Consider the following 16,453-nt stretch of genomic DNA (forward strand, 5'->3'; position numbering starts at 1 on the left):
TACCTTGTATGAATGAGATCATCAGCGGTTTCCTCACCGCTCTTCACCTGATCATCACACTTGACCCCGGGGTTATCGAGATCTCGATCCGGAGCATCCTGATCTCGCTCTCTTCAACGCTTATTGGAGCCTTGATTGCAGTTCCTATCGGGGCGACAATTACCTTCTCTGAATTTACCGGGAAGCGTTTCCTTGTCAACATTATTCAGACCCTCTATGCTCTCCCAACGGTTCTTGTCGGCCTATTTGTCTTCCTGCTGATATCACGTGCTGGTCCACTGGGATTTATGCGCCTTCTCTTCACCCCGGAAGGGATGGTAATTGCCCAGACAGTTCTTATTCTGCCAATCCTGGTTGGCCTGACGATATCTGCTTTAAAAGGTCTCGATACGACGATTCTTGATACTCTTCGGTCTCTTGGCGCAACAAAGATACAATTTCTGCGTTCAGTTGTAAAAGAAGCACGTTATGCTATTATGGCCGCTGTTGTCCTCGGTTTTGGTCGCGCTATCTCTGAAGTTGGTGCCGCGATTATGATCGGTGGAAATATCCGGGGACATACCCGTGTCCTGACGACCGCGATCTCACTTGAGACATCCATGGGAAACCTGGCCGTCTCTATTGCCCTGGGTATTATTCTTCTCATGATAGCACTTGTGATCAATCTCCTCCTTGCAGTTGTGCAAAACCGGTGATACCATGCTTGAGATACATAATCTGTCAAAGCAGTTTGGTGATTCAGAGGTGCTGAAAGGGGTCTCGCTGAAGGTTCCGAAAGGAGAGATATTTACCATCATCGGACCTTCCGGGGCCGGGAAATCAACACTTCTTCGCCTGATAAACCTCCTTGATACCCCGACCGAAGGAACCATCCTTCTCGATGGTACGGATATTCATAAAGAGAAGAATATGGCGGTCAGACGGCGGATGGGGATGGTCTTTCAGAAACCGGCGATCTTTAACCAGTCCGTTTATGAAAATGTCGCTCTCGGTCTTCGTTTCAGGCAAATTGATGAAAGGGTTATCCGAAAGAAGGTTGCTGATGCGCTTGCGATCGTCGGCCTCACCGGTTTTGAAGAGAGGAAGGCAAAAACACTATCCGGGGGTGAGATGCAGCGGATCGCTCTTGCACGTGTCCTCGTCACCGATCCTGATGTTCTTCTTCTGGATGAGCCTACCGCAAATCTTGATCCCGTCTCTGTCAGGGTTATCGAAGAGCTTGTGCAACGGATTCATCATGAGTTTCAGACGACGATTATCATGTCAACTCATGATATGTTCCAGGGACAGAGACTTGCCCATCGTATCGGGGTGATGATAGATGGAAAATTCGCACAGTTCGGCACACCACGCGAGATCTTTACAACTCCGAATGACAGATTTGTGGCACGATTCGTTGGTATTGAAAATGTCATTGAGGGTAGAATCATCTCTAAGGATAGGGGCATAGCATTTATTCAGGTTGGGCGAATCACCATTCAGGCACTATCTCCTCTCCCAGTCGGAACAGATGTCACCATCTTCTTCAGACCTGAGGATGTTGCGATAAGTTGTTCTTCATCCCATGCAGAAAGTGTACGTAATGTATTCCCGGGGCAAATTGTATCCATTACGCCCATGGGCCCATATAATCGCATTATTGTTGATTGTGGGGTGAAGATCATTGCGATGATAACGTACATGGCAACTGAGGATCTCGGTTTGAAGGAAGGATCTGATGTCTGTGTCTCATTCAAGGCAACAGCGCCTCATATTCTTGCAGCAGAAGAGTGATGAATAATCAGCCCTTTTTCCTCAGGATATAGTATCAGTACTCCCTACCCACGAATCGATATATGCTTATCTTAGAAGATGTAGGGTGAAGGGTTATATAATCTACAAATACATTTCTTTATATCAATGAAACGATACCCGTCATCCAATTGGATTGATGATTTCCCTTACGATGCCGTGATTTGGTTTTGCAAAGGGTTAGGTATCATACCTTCGTGTGTACTTTCAGTCCTGATGGACTCCCATACAGGTCTGACCAGTACCTGGTGTCAAAAAACTACGATATTATCTTACTGATGAAAGAGAGGAGATTGTGGATGGCAGAAAAAAAAGTCTGGATAGTGGAAGATGAAGCGATAATCGCAATGGATCTGAAGAGGCGCCTTCAGGGGATGGGGTATACCGTTCTTGGAATATCCGGGTACGCCGAAGATGCCATCGAGAAGATACGGGAATATACACCCGATCTTGTCATGATGGATATTATCCTGAAAGGTGAGATGGATGGTATCACTGCGGCAGAGATCATCAGACGTGAATTACATATTCCTGTTGTCTATCTGACAGCATATGATGATGAGAGCACGGTTCACAGGGTTGAAGAGACAGAACCCTTCGGCTATATCATCAAGCCTTTTGAAGAGCAGAATCTCAGGATGGTCATTGAGATAGCTCTTCATAAGGAGGTCGAAAAAGAGCTTGAGTTCTTCGCCCAGGAGGTTAACCAGTACGCTCAGGAGCTCCAGAATACAACGAATCTTCTCTCGTTTTCAAACAGGAAACGTACGGTCATTTCCGAGATTACCCTGCATGATATTCTCAATAAGATCATGACAATCCAGGGCTGTCTTGATCTGGCTGCGGATAAGAAGGTGGATAGTGAACTTGCCGGATACCTCAATGAGATGCAGCAGGCGGTCACCGACATACAGAAACTGATCCGCTTTACCCGGGAATACGAGAAGCTCGGTGCAGAAGAACGCACCTGGGTTCCGGTCTCAGATATCATAACAACAATCTCCGATGAGCAGCTCCCCATCCGGAACCACTGTTCTCCCCTCTCAATCTTCGCAGATCCGATGCTGGAGATGGTCTTTGCCAATCTGATGGATAACACCCTCCGGCATGCCGAAGGGGCAACTGAAGTGAATCTCAATTGTGAAACCAATGATGAGGGGCTGCTGATCATCTGGGAGGATGATGGAACCGGTATTCCGGAGGATCAGAAGGAGAAGATCTTTGAGAAGGGTTCTGGAAAGGGAGATGGCTTTGGGCTCTTCCTCGCCCGAGAGATCCTCTCGCTCTCCGGTATTACAACAAATGAAACCGGGATGCCTGGAAAAGGGGCAAGATTTGAGATTATGGTTCCAAATGGGGCATGGAGGATTGAGAGCGGAAATGAATAGGGGTTTTCATCCCTCCCTCTCTATGGGATAAAATGAATTCCATGTTGTAGCAGTTAACGAAAGGTGCGCTTCATGACAGGATACGGGCTGCATGACTGATCCGCCGTCAGCTCCCTTTGAAGATTGCTTCTGGCATTCCTGGCTCTTGTAGGATCCTCTTCTGGAAACTCCCACAACGGACCACCGCTAACAAATGTCAAGGCGCAGCCTTTAATGAGGAAATACAATGAAAATAAGGAAGCCTCAGCCGTGATTTGAACACGGGACCTGCTGATTACAAATCAGCCGCTATGCCGGGCTAAGCCACTGAGGCAAAAGTGCCTACAACAATAGTCCTTCCTCCTTAAAAAGTCCTTCGATACGGGACTATCCGATGATGGAGAATATCAGGATCGATAGGACGAATGCGAGGATCAGCATCCCGAGGCTGAGGGGTGGAATGAAGATGAGCAGGACGTTGACGGTACTTGCAAACTGGACGATCCGTTGTGATCCAAAGATATTCAGCTTCTCACACCAGGTCGTCGCCCCGGCCACTTCAGCGGGTGTGAGGTCCGCAATCGCCTCGATAACTGCTGCCCGGACATGTGGTATCACCAGATCCGAAGGCACCGCAAGTCCGATCGGGTTCTTTCCACTGATTGTATTGACGACATGGGAGTCTGTTGTCATGATCTCGGCATCATCCACAAGATCAGTAATTGCGGATTGAATCTCCTCCCGCGCCCCTTCATGCATATTATTCCCATCGAAAAGTACATACGCGGTCTTTTGATTACCAACTGCTGTTATGAGTACCTGGACACCCAGGTCCCCAAACCCCTCCTCTCTGCTGAATGGAAGGTCTTTATGCGATATTCCAACTGATAGTGGTTCCATTGGCAGGCTTGCTGCCTCTTCAAGTGCAGCGAGTGCAGCACGATAATACTCTGTACCGATGAGGGTCGCCGGAAGGACCGGGGAGGAGAGATCGGTCATACAGTTATGGGCATCCACAAAGACGACGTCCCGGAACCAGCGGTGCCCCTCTGCCATGATCGCAATGCCGATATTATAATCAATATCTTCCGTTCTCTCCGGTGAGCGGGTGCTCACCATCATCACCGCGTCAGTGAATCGCTGCGTCAGGATCTCGACACTCCCATGCCTTGTCCGCAATGATTTCGATGCTCCCTCTGCGAAGGTGAGGTCGCGGAACGAACTCTTTAATGCCGTTGCAATCTTGGCAGCTTCATCCTCAGAGACGAGATTGAAGTCATGAGTGGCGCACCCATGGGTGATGAGGACCTCCTCATTAAAACTGTCATGGAGCATCTTTGGGAGGTTTGCACTTCCTATCTCCCCCATCGGGCCGGGATGGACATTGGGGGCGGTAATAACTGCATTGGGACGTCCCGACCGCGAAAAAATGATACTCGCCTGGGGGACCGTCACTTCTTCTCCGATATCCCGGAAGAACCCCTCAAGTGTCTTTGATCCATCGGTCATGTGCGCAATCAGAGCATTGAGAAAACTGAGTCCTGATACTCCGAATGATCGTTTTAGTGGATGGTCGATGAGCCAGATGAAGATTGAGCTCCCAATCCCGAATATCAGAAGAAGGCTGATTGCCCACCAGAGGAACTCAGATCCGAAGTACAGATATCCCGCACCAAGCCCTGCAAGACTCTGGAGCGCTGAAGGCACAATCATTCTGTGAAGCCGGTAATCAGCAATAGCAACGAGAACAGGCATCCTGAGTGAGAGGACAACTCCCAGGCTGCCGGCATACGTTATAGGAAGGAGAAAGCCGGATTCAGAACCGATTGCGGCAAGAGCAGTGACAATAATGCCAAGAATAACCGATGCGAACGAGAGGAGGCCTGATCGGTTCCAGCTGAGCTCCTTGCCGAGGAGCCGGACAAGCGGTCGTGTCGTGAGGAATGCGACGACGGCAGGTAACGTAAAGGCGATGGTTCCAAAGAATAATATAGGCTCTTTTGTTCTGAGAAGGGCAAGGTCGATCAATAGCCCAAGAGCAATGATGATAACAAGAGATCGTGGCCATGAGGGGGCGGTAAAGATAAACCGTGATAACCGCTCCATGCGGATGTCTCCCCGCTCCCTCATCTTTACCACAATCCGTCCAGAATAAGTTCACTTCTGCCAGGAGAGATGTGCCGCTCCTCCTCTTTCCAATGGATGGGTTCGGAGTAAAACGGTGCATTGAGGGTGAGTGTCTCGTACTCTCCCCCTTCTCCGGCGATGTGGATTCTGTTCTTCGATGAAATCCTTTTAAGGCGAGCTATCATTGTATCGTCGATATGTACCCCAAGGAGATCGTCACCAAGCCCATCTGCGGCGCAGACGACGATGATCGCATCCAGTCGCTTTGCGACCTGTTCCATGATCCACTCGGGATCTCTCTGCCAGAGTGGAGCGAAGATCTCGAGGCTGAGCGCCGACGCGATCTCCCCGACTCTCTCATACTGGTACCTGGATGCTATTGCACCTGCGATCAGGCCGGTGATTGGGAGTTGTTCAAGACCACTCTTCAGATCCGCAAGCTCCTCCTCCTTCCGCCCATGTGACCGTATCTCAACATACTCCATCCGACCCCGTTTGGCAATCAGCCTGACTGCATCAAGATTTGATGAATGGAACATATAGGAGTCGGGATTCTCAGGTCTGACACAGACGATATAACCGACATCAAACCCTTCATCAATGGCCATCTGGATTGAGAGGACCGAATCCTTTCCACCTGACGTCAGCGCCGCATACATGGAGACTCACCCAAAGTAGGTTCTGTATCGTTCTTGCATTCTATCCCATGTGGGAAGATTCGTCTGGCATCCGGCAACTTCAATAACAAATGAAGAGCAGACTGTTCCAATCCTGCAGCAGTCAGCAAGTGAGTGTTTCTTCTGGTATGCCGTCAGGAATCCTGCCCGGTATGCATCTCCGGCACCGGTTGGATCAACAAGCTGAACAGGGACAGATGGTATCTCAAGCATCCTGCCATCCTCATAGAGCCTGCTCCCTTCTTTTCCTCGCGTAAAGATTGCAATTGGTACGCGGGAGGCCAGCTCCTCCTCGGAATGGGAGAGCACCTCTCCCATAATCTCCGCTTCGAATCGGTTTGCGAAGAGAATATCAATCGAGTTGAGGAGGTCTTCAAACTGCTCGGCAGTATACTTGTGAATATCCTGACCTGGATCAAAGGATGAAAAGCCTGCACGCCGGGCAACCCTGACATTGTATGACGGATCAGCGGTAGCCATATGAACGAAGTCAAATGAAGGGGGATCTGCTGTTGTAAAGGCTTCTGATGCCCCCCATTCAAAGAAGGTTATCTGATCCTCATTTTCATCAGTGAACATACAGGCAAGCGGGGTATGGGTCTCCTCCTCGATATAGAAATACCGGCCGACCTTGTGTGCATCCAGCCATGTGTCATACTCTGATCCTGTGAAGTCTCCTCCAACTGCAGATACAAGGGTTGCTTCCTCGCCAAGTTTTGCGATACCTACTGCGATATTTGCAGCTCCGCCTCCGAAGAAGATCTGGTGATTCTGGATCTGCGTCGATGTATTTCTATCCGGGAGACGGGAGACACGAAAGATATGATCTGTTGCGGTATGGCCGACAACATGAATCATATCTCTATCACATCCACAATCTGGAGTGGAATCTCACGGAGTGCCTTTCCGATAGTTGACTTCGCTATCCGTTCGGCATGCTGGCGTGACTCCGCCTTGAAGACCTTCATATCAAGAGTCAATCCCACAAGTGCAGTATTTGCAACCATCAGGGCGTTATTAAGTTCTTCCTCACAATTTGGACAGGAGGTTGCACCAATCTCGACTTCGACAAACTTTGCCGTCGGATTGAGTCGCTTTCCTGCTTCACTGATGGCAATTCCGATCGCATCATCGATGGTCTTTACATCCTTAACGATCCATGCCGATTCGAGCATCACATGATAGTCTGCCATGATATTATCTCCATTACCAAAAATCTTCATGCAGGTGTTCGTGAGGAGGCATCCGCTCAGGAGATCCTGCCTGCTCCCGTGCCTCCCCGATCAGGAGCAATCCGATGGGGCGGGCGTGTTGCGGAATGCCGAGGAGTTCACGCACCTCATCTTCATCGAATGCCCCTATCCAGCATGTTGCATATCTGAGTGCATGTGCTGCAAGCATCATGTAGGTTCCTGCAATTGTTGCATCCTGTACCGCATAGAGGATCCCCCGTTCACCATAGCGGGACATTGATCTGACATAATTGGCACAGATGACAATGACAGTTCCCGCTTCTCTGATGAACTGCTGGTCAAATGCAGCATCCGCTAACGCTTCGAGGAGATCTTCCTGCTGACATACGATCAGATCCCATGCCTCACGATTCCCGGCGGTTGGGCAGGTCGTTGCCGCTTCAAGAAGATATCCAATCTCCTCCCGTGAGATCTTCTTCCCGGTATAGCTACGGATAGAACTTCGGGATTTTAAAAATCCAAGGAATTCAGAGGACTCCATGTTTACTGAGTACTTCCCATGCACTCTGGGCTACTGTCGTTGCTGCTGAGATACCTTCACCTGCCCGCTCGGTTGCAAGACCAAACTGGCTACTCTCGGTGAGGCTGATCATCTCTGAGAGTGCATTTGCAACTTTTTTAAATTCATTATTTCCTGTTGCCGCAGCAGCAGTCTGTGCATCTGCACGAAATTCTTCAATCACTGCGATGAGCATTCTGCTTGCACCCGCTCTTTCTTCTTTTGGATAGTCCGGCAGGCTCATGAGCATCTTTGAGATCGAGATTATCCCTGCCTTCTGACGCTCAGCATACTGCCATGAGAGAACTGCTTTCCTGAGATCCATATGGATATACAGGTGACAAAAGAATATAAAAAGGTAGGTAATCTAAAATTACCGTCTGGATTTCTGTTTTGCGCCCATCATCGTCTTCTTCGAGCGACGAATGTGACGGCGGACACGTGGATCGGCAAGTTTTGGTCCTCTCCCACGGCGTCCCTGCTGTGCGGTATTCTCCATCCTCTGCTCAAGCTTCTTGACGATTGCGTTCCTCTTAAAGCGCTGGTTTGGCCCTGGCTTCTTCGCCTCACCACTCTTCTGCGGAACCAGTCGGATCTGGCCCTGGTTTCCTTTTATCTGGTGCCAGTTAATACTGCCTGTCTTTCCCATGTGAAACTCCCTATAATCATCGTTTGGTATTTTGATAAAGATATCCCTTTACAACATCTCTTGTATGGATCGCTTCAGAACATCCGCAACGACCTGCCCATCGATCCTGCCGCGAACCTCTTTCATAACCACACCCATCACCGGACCGAGTGCAGCATCTCCACGCTCACGGATGAACTCCTGCCTCTCGTCGACGATCCGCCTGACGATCTCTTCAAGATCAGCGACTGAAAAGACAGGGCCGACCGAGGCAACAGCGCCCTCCAAATCTGCTCCCCCTGCACGTGCACGCAGAATATCGGGCATAGCCTCCTTTGCAACGGATCCAGCATCCACACGCTTCAGGAGCTCGAGGATCTCCTCATCCGGGATCCCTCCACAGTCGACTCCGTCCCTGGAGAGCTCCCTGAGGGTTCCAAAGAGTGTTCTCGCCACAAGTGATGGTTTGATGCCGGTCCCGACCGCCTCTTCAAAGAGGGTGAAACGTTCAGAGAATGCAATCTGCCGCGCAACCGCTTCGTCGATACCATACTCATCTGCATATCGTCGTGCCTTCTCTGAAAGAAGTTCAGGAAGGGTGATTCCATCCACCATTTCGCTGGTGATCTCCAGGGGCAGAATGTCTGTCTCAGGATACATTCTGGCTGCCCCGGGAAGCGGCCGCATATATGCAGAACTGCCTTCAGGGAGCATCTTTCGCGTCTCCTCCGGAATGCCTTCGCATGCCATCCGGGCACGTTTCAGTACAAGGCGTATCGCACAGGATGCCTGGTCGTGTGAGCCGGAGACGATGACGACGCAGTCATCCGGCCCGGCTCCACACCTCTCCCGGAGGGCTGCCACTTCTTGCTCAGTGACACCATATGCCGGCAGCTCGTCGGTATGGAAGATCCCTCCCACACCACACTTCTTTGCATAATCCGACATCTCGCTCCCAAGACGCCGGCCGGGCTGGATCTCCCTGCCGACCAGCCCTGCGAATCCGGTGAGGCTCGCTCCCATGATACACGCTGCCTTCTTCAGGATGGATGACTTCGTGGATCTGAAGAGGTCGGTGAGATCGATACCGTCCTCAGGAATCGCTGCACCGCGCCTGATCAGCTCATCACGAATTGCAAGAAGATGCACCTGCCGCTGCACCTCACGGGATACCACCTCAGGGATGAGATCGAGCTCCTGAACACCTTTGATCTCGATCCGTGCACCTTCCCGTATCGATATGTTGACATCCTGCCGAATTGTGCCTAATCCTCGTTTCACCCTCCCGGTGGAACGGAGGATCATACCGATATATGCAGCCACATCCCTGACCTCCTCCGGGGTATGCATGCAGGGGGCTGTTGTAATCTCAACAAGCGGTATGCCCAGACGGTCAAGGGAGAAGGTTGCAGCTGTCACCCGTTGAGCCGCCTCTTCTTCAAGGCAGAGAGATTCGATCTGACAGGTGCTGCCAGCGACCCCATCAACGGCGATAAGCGCTGTTCGCTGGAATCCTGTTGTGTTCGACCCATCGATGACCATCTTCCTCATCGTGTGCACCTGCCTGATCGGTGTCATCGAGAGGAGTCTGGCAATGGTGAGTGCTATCTCAAGCGCCTCCGGGTTCATCGGCGTCGGTGGCTCATCATCATTTTCAATGAGGCAGGTGCTATCATATGTATAATATCGGAAGAAGCGCATCTGCTTCATCTCTTCTTCTGCAGCACGATCGATAGTTCCCATCTCAGAGACCGTTGCTCTCAGATACCGCTGTATCTCTCCATTTCTCTCTTCAACATTTCGAAGAAGTGTTGGACAGCGGCAAAAGAGCTTCTCTTCTGTGTTGAGCTGCTGATGGATCTCAATCCCTGCCTTCAGGCCAAGAGCTTTATAATCCATGAGCTGACCTCCTGTTGATCTCACCTTTCAGATTTGCCTGCATCATCCTCTTAATCTCATCGGGTTCATCGGTCTGACCAAGAACCCACATCAGCTTGACGAGGGCGGTCTCCGGGAGCATATCCTCCCCTTCGATCACACCTGCAGCCATAAGATCTCTTCCGGTATCATAGACACGATCACAGACACGGCCCCGGAGGCACTGTGTTGTCATGACAACTGTCGTGCCGTCTTCAATGAGTTCCCGAATAATGCCGATCAGCTCAGTACTGGTATGGCCAAGCCCGGTCCCGGTGATAATAATCCCCCGGCAGGAGCGGTACCCTTCAAGGATCGCCGGTGACATTCCTGGATGAAATGAGATGAGGCTGCAACGCTCTTCGAGCCTGTCTGCGAGAGATGCCTCATTCGAAGCACGTCGTATGGCATCACGGTCTGTTGATACCAGAAGGTTCGGATACGTTACTGTTGCAATCGGAGGGATGCCGATGCTCTGGAATGCATCCCGACGTGAGGTGTGCATCTTCCGAACGCGTGTCGCACGGTGAATGGCACAGATATCATCGTTTGCTGTTGCATGCATACAGACGGCAACCTCCCCGAGATCTGCACCTGCAGCAGCAACGCTGCAGAGCATATTCATTATATTGTCGCTACTTGGGCGATCTGCTGAACGCTGTGATCCAACGAAGATGACAGGTACCGGGGTGGTGAGCATGAAGCTCAGAGCTGAAGCCGAATACGCCATTGTGTCCGTTCCATGGGTGACGATGACACCGCGTGCCCCGTTGGTGATCTCCTCATAGACCGCACGCGCAAGATCCATCCACATTGATGGCTGGATATTCTCTGAAAGTGTCGTGAATGGTTGCCTGGTGCGATACTGGCCGAGTGCTCCGAGTCGTGGAATTGCCCGGATGATCTCTTCAGCATTTGACTGGCTCGTCACTGCACCGGTCCGGTAATCAACACGGGATGCAATCGTTCCTCCCGTTGATATGATGGAGAATAACGGAAGGTTCGGATTCTGGATTACATCAGGGGGCGATACTCTGTTCTGATCACCTGCACCGATGAATTGTATATCTGATGCCGTCACTCCGATATTGTACCCGGACTTCAGTTTCACAACCGCCATTCCCTCTCTTTCCGCGATAAAGATACCCTCAGTCTCTTCTCTCCCTGGGGAGCAGAGAACCCGATCTCCGGCCTTCATTCTCCAGCCAGCCTCCGTATTATTGTCATCAGCTTCTCTTCTGCCTTGTGTAGTGCATTCGTATGCATGGTGATCATCTTTTCACTCTCTATGAGGGCCTCTCTCCGCCTGAGGATTGCCTCCTTTATAACACCCGGGGCTGGGCCGCCGGGAATCTCTTTTGCAGCGACTACCATATCGGGATCGAGGGCCTGGCTGATCCTCTCCCCGGATAACCCTCTCTCAATAAGGGAGATCCCTCCCATCTCGCGACCTGCTTCTTCCAGTGTTGCAAGGGTGATCTCACCAGAGCGGACTGCACGGCCGACGATGTTGTGAGCAGTCCGGAATGGCAGGCCAAAATCCCGCACAAGCGTATCTGCAAGTTCTGTTGCCGTGGAGAAACCACGGTCGCTCTCCTCCCGCATCCTTTCCGTATTGAAGGCTGCGGTCTCGATCATCCCGGCGAGGAGATCAATACTTACAGCAGCATCGTCGATCCCTCTCCAGAGATGGGGCGTCAGGGTCTGGAGATCACGGTTATAGCTCATTGGAAGTCCTTTGACGGAGACGACCACTGCCTGAAACGCTCCGGCAACCGATCCTGCATGGCCTCGCATGATCTCCGCACAGTCCGGATTCTTCTTCTGCGGCATGATGGAGCTTGTCGAACAGTAGGTATCGTCAAGCTCAACAAATCTGACGAAGGCGCTGCTCCAGAGGATCAGTTCTTCGCAGAAACGGCTTACATTTGTCATCATCACCGTCAACGCAGCGAGAATTTCAAGCGCAAAATCCCTTGCAGATACGGCATCCATCGAGTTGCCGAGGATATCATCAAAACCAAGGAGATCAGCCGTCATATATCGGTCGATTGGAAAACCGGTCGATGCAAAGGCCGCAGATCCAAGGGGTGATCGGTTTACCCGTCGGTATGCATCCGAAAGCCGCTCAGCATCCCTGGAAAAGGCCTCTTCATATGCGAGGAGGTGGTGGGCGAGGGTCGTGGGCTGGGCATGCTGAAGATGGGTGAACCCCGGCATAACTGTTCTGGTATGCTCTTCTGCAATTGTGATCAGGACCTTCCTGAGCATCGAGAGTGAGTCAAGAATTTTCAGTAGATCTTGTCGTGAACGAACCCTGAGACATGTTGCAACCTCATCATTTCGTGAACGTGCCATATGAAGGCGGCCACCGGCCTCGATCCCTGCTTCAGCTATCAGTTCCCCTTCAATACCTGCATGAATATCCTCAAACCGCTCATCGAATGCCTCTTGTGGAATTCCATTCCTCTTCATTTTCAGGAGAGATCGGGCAATCATCCCTGCCTGTTCTTCTCCAATCAGATTCTGTCTGACGAGCATGGCGAGATGGGCCATATCGACGAGGAGATCTGCATGAGCTATTTTTCTGTCAGCATCCATTGACGAGAGATAGCCGGCAATCTGATCATTCCGTTCACCAGAGAGCCTTCCTTCCCGTATCTGGTCATGTCGCATCCTGTTCCTCCTGTAGAAAGATGGATCGTTGGATCTGATTATCTCTTCGTACGGATTATATCTCAGGGATTCAGGCTATATGGACGTATATGGGTCATATAATGTCTTTATGTATAATTTATGATCATTATTGTGTCTTTTAAGCACTATTATTCCTCAATAGCAATATATTATATAGTCCTCTTTACGATTCCTATATATGAAGCAGATAATGCTTGTATCTCTGGCGGTGCTTCTCGGATTGACACTTCTTATTACAGGATGTGTTGATGAAGCGCCGGTGCAACCTCCAAACGGAGCAAGTGAAGTCGGTATTATGTATACCGCAACCGGACAGATGCCTGTTCTTCTCTCAACAGGCCAGATCGACGGGTATATGGTATGGCAGCCATTCGTCTCGGTTGCCGAGGTCTCCGGCATAGGGACTGTCGTCAGTTATTCTCAGGATCTTCCGCCTGCCGGAACCTGGACAGATCACACCTGTGATGCCCTCTCTGCACGCGAGGACTTCATTGCTGCAAATCCTGATCTTGTAAATGCGATTGCCGCACTGCTCATCCTCTCAGGCGACTATGTCCAGGAGAACCCTGATCGTGCCGCCGAAGTCTCTGCCGACTGGCTTTTTGGCGGTGGAGATATGACTTTTGGCGATGTCAAGGTCAGCTCACAGGATGTACTGGCCCACTCCATACCAACGATCCGGTTCTCGACCGAGCCATCTGAGGACTGGCTGCAGAGCAATGATCGGTTCATCGAAGCTCTCCGGGATATTGGGTATCTGACAGGAAGCCTCAAAGACGCATCACCTGGTGAGGTCCGTGATACACTGTATGACTTCTCCCATTACGAAGCCGCACGGGCGATGGTCGATGCAGGCGAGATCACAACTCCGGAAAAGCGTACCAGACCTATGTCAATAGGCTACCTCCCATCTGATCATGATGCACCCCTCTTTGTAGCTATCAAGGACTGGGAGCATTTTCATGAGAACTTCGGCATCGCCCTGAAGCCACGGACAACGGCCCCCGGTAAGGTTGATGTCGCGGATCTTATCGTCAATGGCGAGATCATCACGGAAGTCAGGCTCGTTCAGGGTGAAGGTGGGGCCCAGCTGATGACCCTCATGGGAACAGATGCTATTCAGATGTCCTATGCAGGCACCCCACCGACCATCTCTGCCGTCGACAAGGGAATGCCTATTAAGATCCTGCTTCCAACACAGAATGAAGGATCAGGGCTCGTTGTTGCGGCATCTGCTCCGGTCGATGACTGGGATTCGTTCATCGCATGGGCTGATGCACGATCCGCTGAGGGTCGGCCACTCAGGATCGCCGCACCAATCCGTGGCTCGATCCAGGATGTGCAGATAAAATATGCACTCCAGGACAGTGGTTTGGTGGTGAAAGAAGTCTGATGAGATGGTATCTAAAAGTAATACCCCCCCTTTTTCTTCTCCTTGCATGGGAAGTCGCATCGATTCTGATCAACAATCCGTTCATCCTTCCAACGCCCACATCTGTTGCTTTGGTTCTTCTTTCACCAATGGCAGATATCCTTGGAAGCGGGAGTATCATCGATAATGCACTCCTATCGATATGGCGGGTTATTCTCGGTTTTGGTCTTGCCGTTCTCTGCGCGGTACCGGCAGGGATCATCATCGGACGGTACAGAATAATAGATGAGCTTGTCAACCCGCTTATTCAACTATTTCGTCCAATCCCTCCCCTTGCCTGGGTACCGCTCGCCCTTGCATGGTTCAAGATCGGCCTTGCCTCGATCGTCTTCATCATCTTCATCGGCTCATTCTTCCCGGTTTTGATAAATACCATCGATGGTGTGCGTCGTGTGAACAGGACATGGATCGAGACGGCCTTGATTTATGGTGCCAAGGGGTGGAAACTCCTTGTCTATGTCATCATTCCCGCCGCCGCTCCGGCCATATGGACCGGTCTTCGGGTCGGTTTTGGTGTTGCATGGATGTGTGTTGTTGCCGCAGAGATGTTGCCGGGCACAAACTCAGGAATCGGTTACCTGATCATGTACTCCTACAACTGGGGGCAGGTGCAGGTGATCATAGCAGGAATGATAGTCATCGGTATCATCGGAATTGGTGCAGATCTCCTCTTCCGAACAATTGAAAAGAAGAAATTCCAATGGCAGGAGATGAACAGATGACCGTTGTTATCCAGGATGTCGGGAAGATCTTTGAGACACGCACACGGGAACCTGTTACTGCACTTGGTGGCATCACGCTTGAGATTCAGAAGGGTGAGTTTGTAGCTATCCTTGGCCCCTCCGGCTGTGGGAAGACGACCCTCCTTCGTATGATTGCCGGCCTTGATACGCCGACCACGGGGTCGATCCTTGTTGAGGGGAAGCCGGTTACCGGGCCGGACCCCCGGCTTGCCATGATATTCCAGGAGTACTCACTGTACCCCTGGCGCACCGTCCGCGCAAATGTAGCTTTCAGCCTCCAGATGCGTGGAGTGGCGAAAGAAGAACGCGATACGATCACCGATCGCTTCATTCGGCTTGTCGGCCTTGATGGGTTTGCAGATAGCTATCCATATGAGCTATCAGGGGGAATGCGTCAGCGTGTTGCGGTGGCACGGGCGCTTGCAACCGATCCTGCTGTCCTTCTGATGGATGAGCCCTTCGGAGCCCTTGATGCCCAGACTCGAAACCGGATGCAGAAGGAGCTTCTGGAGATCTGGGAAAATACCCGGAAAACCGTCGTTTTTGTTACTCACAGCGTGGATGAAGCGGTGTATCTTGCCGATCGGATCATAGTCCTTTCTCCCCGGCCAGGTCGTCTGTCGGCGATATTTGATGTACGTTTTTCACGGCCTCGTGACAGGACAAGCGTTGAGTTTGCATCGCTCCGTCGTGATGTCCTCGAATTGATCGATCAGCTTGAGGAGAGTCAATAACTTTTATACCTTATACCATCCATTTTATTAAGCACGTTCTGATAGCGAGGAGTTTTTTAGCATGGTACGAAAGCCAGCAAAGATGTACAGGTCGATCTCAAAGAAGGCATATACGCGCAGGAAATATATGGGTGGTGTCCCAGGTCTTAAGATCGTCCAGTTCGATATGGGCAATCTTAAAGAAGAATTTCCAATTGCCCTTCACCTCGAGGTGGAGGAAGCATGCCAGATTCGTCACACCGCACTTGAGGCGGCACGTGTCAACATGAACCGCCGTCTGATAAAGGAAGTGGGTAGGAGCAACTTCCACCTTAAGCTCCGTGTCTATCCGCACCATGTTCTCAGAGAGAATAAGCAGGCGACAGGAGCCGGTGCAGACCGTGTTTCGGAAGGAATGCGTCTTGCCTTTGGGAAAGCTGTTGGAACAGCAGCACGTGTTCAGGAGAGGCAGCGTGTCTTCACTATCTGGACATCACCCCAGCATGTGGACAAAGCAAAGTATGCCCTCCTTCATGGTGGACACAAACTCCCCACCCCTATCAGGGTGGTCATTGACAACTAACCCTAAATCATACTTTTTTCCATCCA

17 protein-coding genes and 1 tRNA gene are annotated in these 16,453 nt (G+C 51.0%); 7 read left to right on the forward strand and 11 right to left on the reverse strand.

Annotated elements, in window-relative coordinates:
• Nucleotides 1-8 precede the first annotated feature (8 nt).
• The 3 genes from RJ53_RS00505 to RJ53_RS00515 all read left to right on the forward strand — a co-directional run bounded on the left by RJ53_RS00505 (nt 9) and on the right by RJ53_RS00515 (nt 3,179).
• Complete coding sequence (locus tag RJ53_RS00505; RefSeq protein WP_211529651.1) at nt 9-695, forward strand: ABC transporter permease; 687 nt, start codon at nt 9-11, stop codon at nt 693-695.
• A gap of 4 nt (nt 696-699) precedes the next feature.
• Nucleotides 700-1,773, forward strand: coding sequence for an ABC transporter ATP-binding protein (locus RJ53_RS00510; RefSeq protein ID WP_211529652.1), 1,074 nt, complete (start codon nt 700-702; stop codon nt 1,771-1,773).
• A gap of 317 nt (nt 1,774-2,090) precedes the next feature.
• On the forward strand, nt 2,091-3,179 hold the full coding sequence (locus tag RJ53_RS00515) for a hybrid sensor histidine kinase/response regulator (protein WP_211529653.1): 1,089 nt from the start codon (nt 2,091-2,093) through the stop codon (nt 3,177-3,179).
• A gap of 239 nt (nt 3,180-3,418) precedes the next feature.
• On the opposite strand, the gene RJ53_RS00520 is transcribed toward RJ53_RS00515, so the two are convergent.
• The 11 genes from RJ53_RS00520 to argH all read right to left on the reverse strand — a co-directional run bounded on the left by RJ53_RS00520 (nt 3,419) and on the right by argH (nt 12,935).
• A tRNA-Thr gene (locus tag RJ53_RS00520) sits at nt 3,419-3,492 on the reverse strand.
• Between the two features lie 53 nt (nt 3,493-3,545).
• A complete protein-coding gene (locus RJ53_RS00525; RefSeq protein ID WP_246495904.1) occupies nt 3,546-5,264 on the reverse strand; it encodes a DUF2070 family protein in 1,719 nt (572 codons plus the stop codon).
• 26 nt (nt 5,265-5,290) lie between these two features.
• Complete coding sequence (locus RJ53_RS00530) at nt 5,291-5,944, reverse strand: diphthine--ammonia ligase (protein ID WP_211529655.1); 654 nt, start codon at nt 5,942-5,944, stop codon at nt 5,291-5,293.
• Nucleotides 5,945-5,950: 6 nt separating this feature from the next.
• On the reverse strand, nt 5,951-6,820 hold the full coding sequence (locus tag RJ53_RS00535; protein ID WP_211529656.1) for a carbohydrate kinase family protein: 870 nt from the start codon (nt 6,818-6,820) through the stop codon (nt 5,951-5,953).
• Nucleotides 6,817-7,155 (reverse strand): DUF555 domain-containing protein, encoded by a 339-nt coding sequence (locus tag RJ53_RS00540; RefSeq protein WP_211529657.1) that lies wholly within the window; start codon nt 7,153-7,155, stop codon nt 6,817-6,819. Before RJ53_RS00540 ends, RJ53_RS00535 begins: the two co-directional genes overlap by 4 nt.
• Nucleotides 7,156-7,168: 13 nt before the next feature.
• The gene (locus RJ53_RS00545; protein WP_211529658.1) at nt 7,169-7,696 is read right to left on the reverse strand and encodes a nitroreductase family protein; all 528 of its coding nucleotides are present in this window, start codon (nt 7,694-7,696) and stop codon (nt 7,169-7,171) included.
• Nucleotides 7,683-8,039: a hypothetical protein gene (locus tag RJ53_RS00550; protein WP_211529659.1), complete on the reverse strand. Its 357-nt coding sequence runs from the start codon at nt 8,037-8,039 to the stop codon at nt 7,683-7,685. Before RJ53_RS00550 ends, RJ53_RS00545 begins: the two co-directional genes overlap by 14 nt.
• A 48-nt stretch (nt 8,040-8,087) precedes the next feature.
• Complete coding sequence (locus RJ53_RS00555) at nt 8,088-8,363, reverse strand: DUF5350 domain-containing protein (RefSeq protein WP_211529660.1); 276 nt, start codon at nt 8,361-8,363, stop codon at nt 8,088-8,090.
• A gap of 48 nt (nt 8,364-8,411) precedes the next feature.
• A complete protein-coding gene (gatE, locus tag RJ53_RS00560; RefSeq protein WP_211529661.1) occupies nt 8,412-10,241 on the reverse strand; it encodes a Glu-tRNA(Gln) amidotransferase subunit GatE in 1,830 nt (609 codons plus the stop codon).
• Entirely contained in the window at nt 10,231-11,457 is a 1,227-nt protein-coding gene (gatD, locus tag RJ53_RS00565; protein ID WP_211529662.1) for a Glu-tRNA(Gln) amidotransferase subunit GatD, read from the reverse strand. Before gatD ends, gatE begins: the two co-directional genes overlap by 11 nt.
• Entirely contained in the window at nt 11,454-12,935 is a 1,482-nt protein-coding gene (argH, locus tag RJ53_RS00570; RefSeq protein WP_211529663.1) for an argininosuccinate lyase, read from the reverse strand. Before argH ends, gatD begins: the two co-directional genes overlap by 4 nt.
• Before the next feature lie 199 nt (nt 12,936-13,134).
• Between argH and RJ53_RS00575 the strand changes: the two genes are divergently transcribed.
• The 4 genes from RJ53_RS00575 to RJ53_RS00590 all read left to right on the forward strand — a co-directional run bounded on the left by RJ53_RS00575 (nt 13,135) and on the right by RJ53_RS00590 (nt 16,427).
• Nucleotides 13,135-14,349 (forward strand): ABC transporter substrate-binding protein, encoded by a 1,215-nt coding sequence (locus RJ53_RS00575; RefSeq protein ID WP_246495905.1) that lies wholly within the window; start codon nt 13,135-13,137, stop codon nt 14,347-14,349.
• The gene (locus RJ53_RS00580) at nt 14,349-15,110 is read left to right on the forward strand and encodes an ABC transporter permease (RefSeq protein ID WP_211529664.1); all 762 of its coding nucleotides are present in this window, start codon (nt 14,349-14,351) and stop codon (nt 15,108-15,110) included. Before RJ53_RS00575 ends, RJ53_RS00580 begins: the two co-directional genes overlap by 1 nt.
• The gene (locus tag RJ53_RS00585; protein ID WP_246495906.1) at nt 15,089-15,865 is read left to right on the forward strand and encodes an ABC transporter ATP-binding protein; all 777 of its coding nucleotides are present in this window, start codon (nt 15,089-15,091) and stop codon (nt 15,863-15,865) included. The genes RJ53_RS00580 and RJ53_RS00585 overlap by 22 nt, the downstream gene beginning before the upstream one ends.
• A gap of 61 nt (nt 15,866-15,926) precedes the next feature.
• Nucleotides 15,927-16,427, forward strand: coding sequence for a 50S ribosomal protein L16 (locus RJ53_RS00590; RefSeq protein WP_211529665.1), 501 nt, complete (start codon nt 15,927-15,929; stop codon nt 16,425-16,427).
• Nucleotides 16,428-16,453: the final 26 nt, after the last annotated feature.

This window comes from Methanocalculus chunghsingensis (assembly GCF_018132105.1).
GTDB classification, from domain to species: Archaea; Halobacteriota; Methanomicrobia; order Methanomicrobiales; family Methanocorpusculaceae; genus Methanocalculus; species Methanocalculus chunghsingensis.

Bases quoted from the DNA above. Each gene is read 5' to 3' on its own strand.
- RJ53_RS00505 (WP_211529651.1), top strand. From the start codon at position 9: ATGAATGAGATCATCAGCGGTTTCCTCACCGCTCTTCACCTGATCATC.
- RJ53_RS00510 (WP_211529652.1), top strand. From the start codon at position 700: ATGCTTGAGATACATAATCTGTCAAAGCAGTTTGGTGATTCAGAGGTG.
- RJ53_RS00515 (WP_211529653.1), top strand. From the start codon at position 2,091: ATGGCAGAAAAAAAAGTCTGGATAGTGGAAGATGAAGCGATAATCGCA.
- RJ53_RS00525 (WP_246495904.1), bottom strand. From the start codon at position 5,264: ATGGAGCGGTTATCACGGTTTATCTTTACCGCCCCCTCATGGCCACGA.
- RJ53_RS00530 (WP_211529655.1), bottom strand. From the start codon at position 5,944: ATGTATGCGGCGCTGACGTCAGGTGGAAAGGATTCGGTCCTCTCAATC.
- RJ53_RS00535 (WP_211529656.1), bottom strand. From the start codon at position 6,820: ATGATTCATGTTGTCGGCCATACCGCAACAGATCATATCTTTCGTGTC.
- RJ53_RS00540 (WP_211529657.1), bottom strand. From the start codon at position 7,155: ATGGCAGACTATCATGTGATGCTCGAATCGGCATGGATCGTTAAGGAT.
- RJ53_RS00545 (WP_211529658.1), bottom strand. From the start codon at position 7,696: ATGGAGTCCTCTGAATTCCTTGGATTTTTAAAATCCCGAAGTTCTATC.
- RJ53_RS00550 (WP_211529659.1), bottom strand. From the start codon at position 8,039: ATGGATCTCAGGAAAGCAGTTCTCTCATGGCAGTATGCTGAGCGTCAG.
- RJ53_RS00555 (WP_211529660.1), bottom strand. From the start codon at position 8,363: ATGGGAAAGACAGGCAGTATTAACTGGCACCAGATAAAAGGAAACCAG.
- gatE (WP_211529661.1), bottom strand. From the start codon at position 10,241: ATGGATTATAAAGCTCTTGGCCTGAAGGCAGGGATTGAGATCCATCAG.
- gatD (WP_211529662.1), bottom strand. From the start codon at position 11,457: ATGAAGGCCGGAGATCGGGTTCTCTGCTCCCCAGGGAGAGAAGAGACT.
- argH (WP_211529663.1), bottom strand. From the start codon at position 12,935: ATGCGACATGACCAGATACGGGAAGGAAGGCTCTCTGGTGAACGGAAT.
- RJ53_RS00575 (WP_246495905.1), top strand. From the start codon at position 13,135: ATGAAGCAGATAATGCTTGTATCTCTGGCGGTGCTTCTCGGATTGACA.
- RJ53_RS00580 (WP_211529664.1), top strand. From the start codon at position 14,349: ATGAGATGGTATCTAAAAGTAATACCCCCCCTTTTTCTTCTCCTTGCA.
- RJ53_RS00585 (WP_246495906.1), top strand. From the start codon at position 15,089: ATGGCAGGAGATGAACAGATGACCGTTGTTATCCAGGATGTCGGGAAG.
- RJ53_RS00590 (WP_211529665.1), top strand. From the start codon at position 15,927: ATGGTACGAAAGCCAGCAAAGATGTACAGGTCGATCTCAAAGAAGGCA.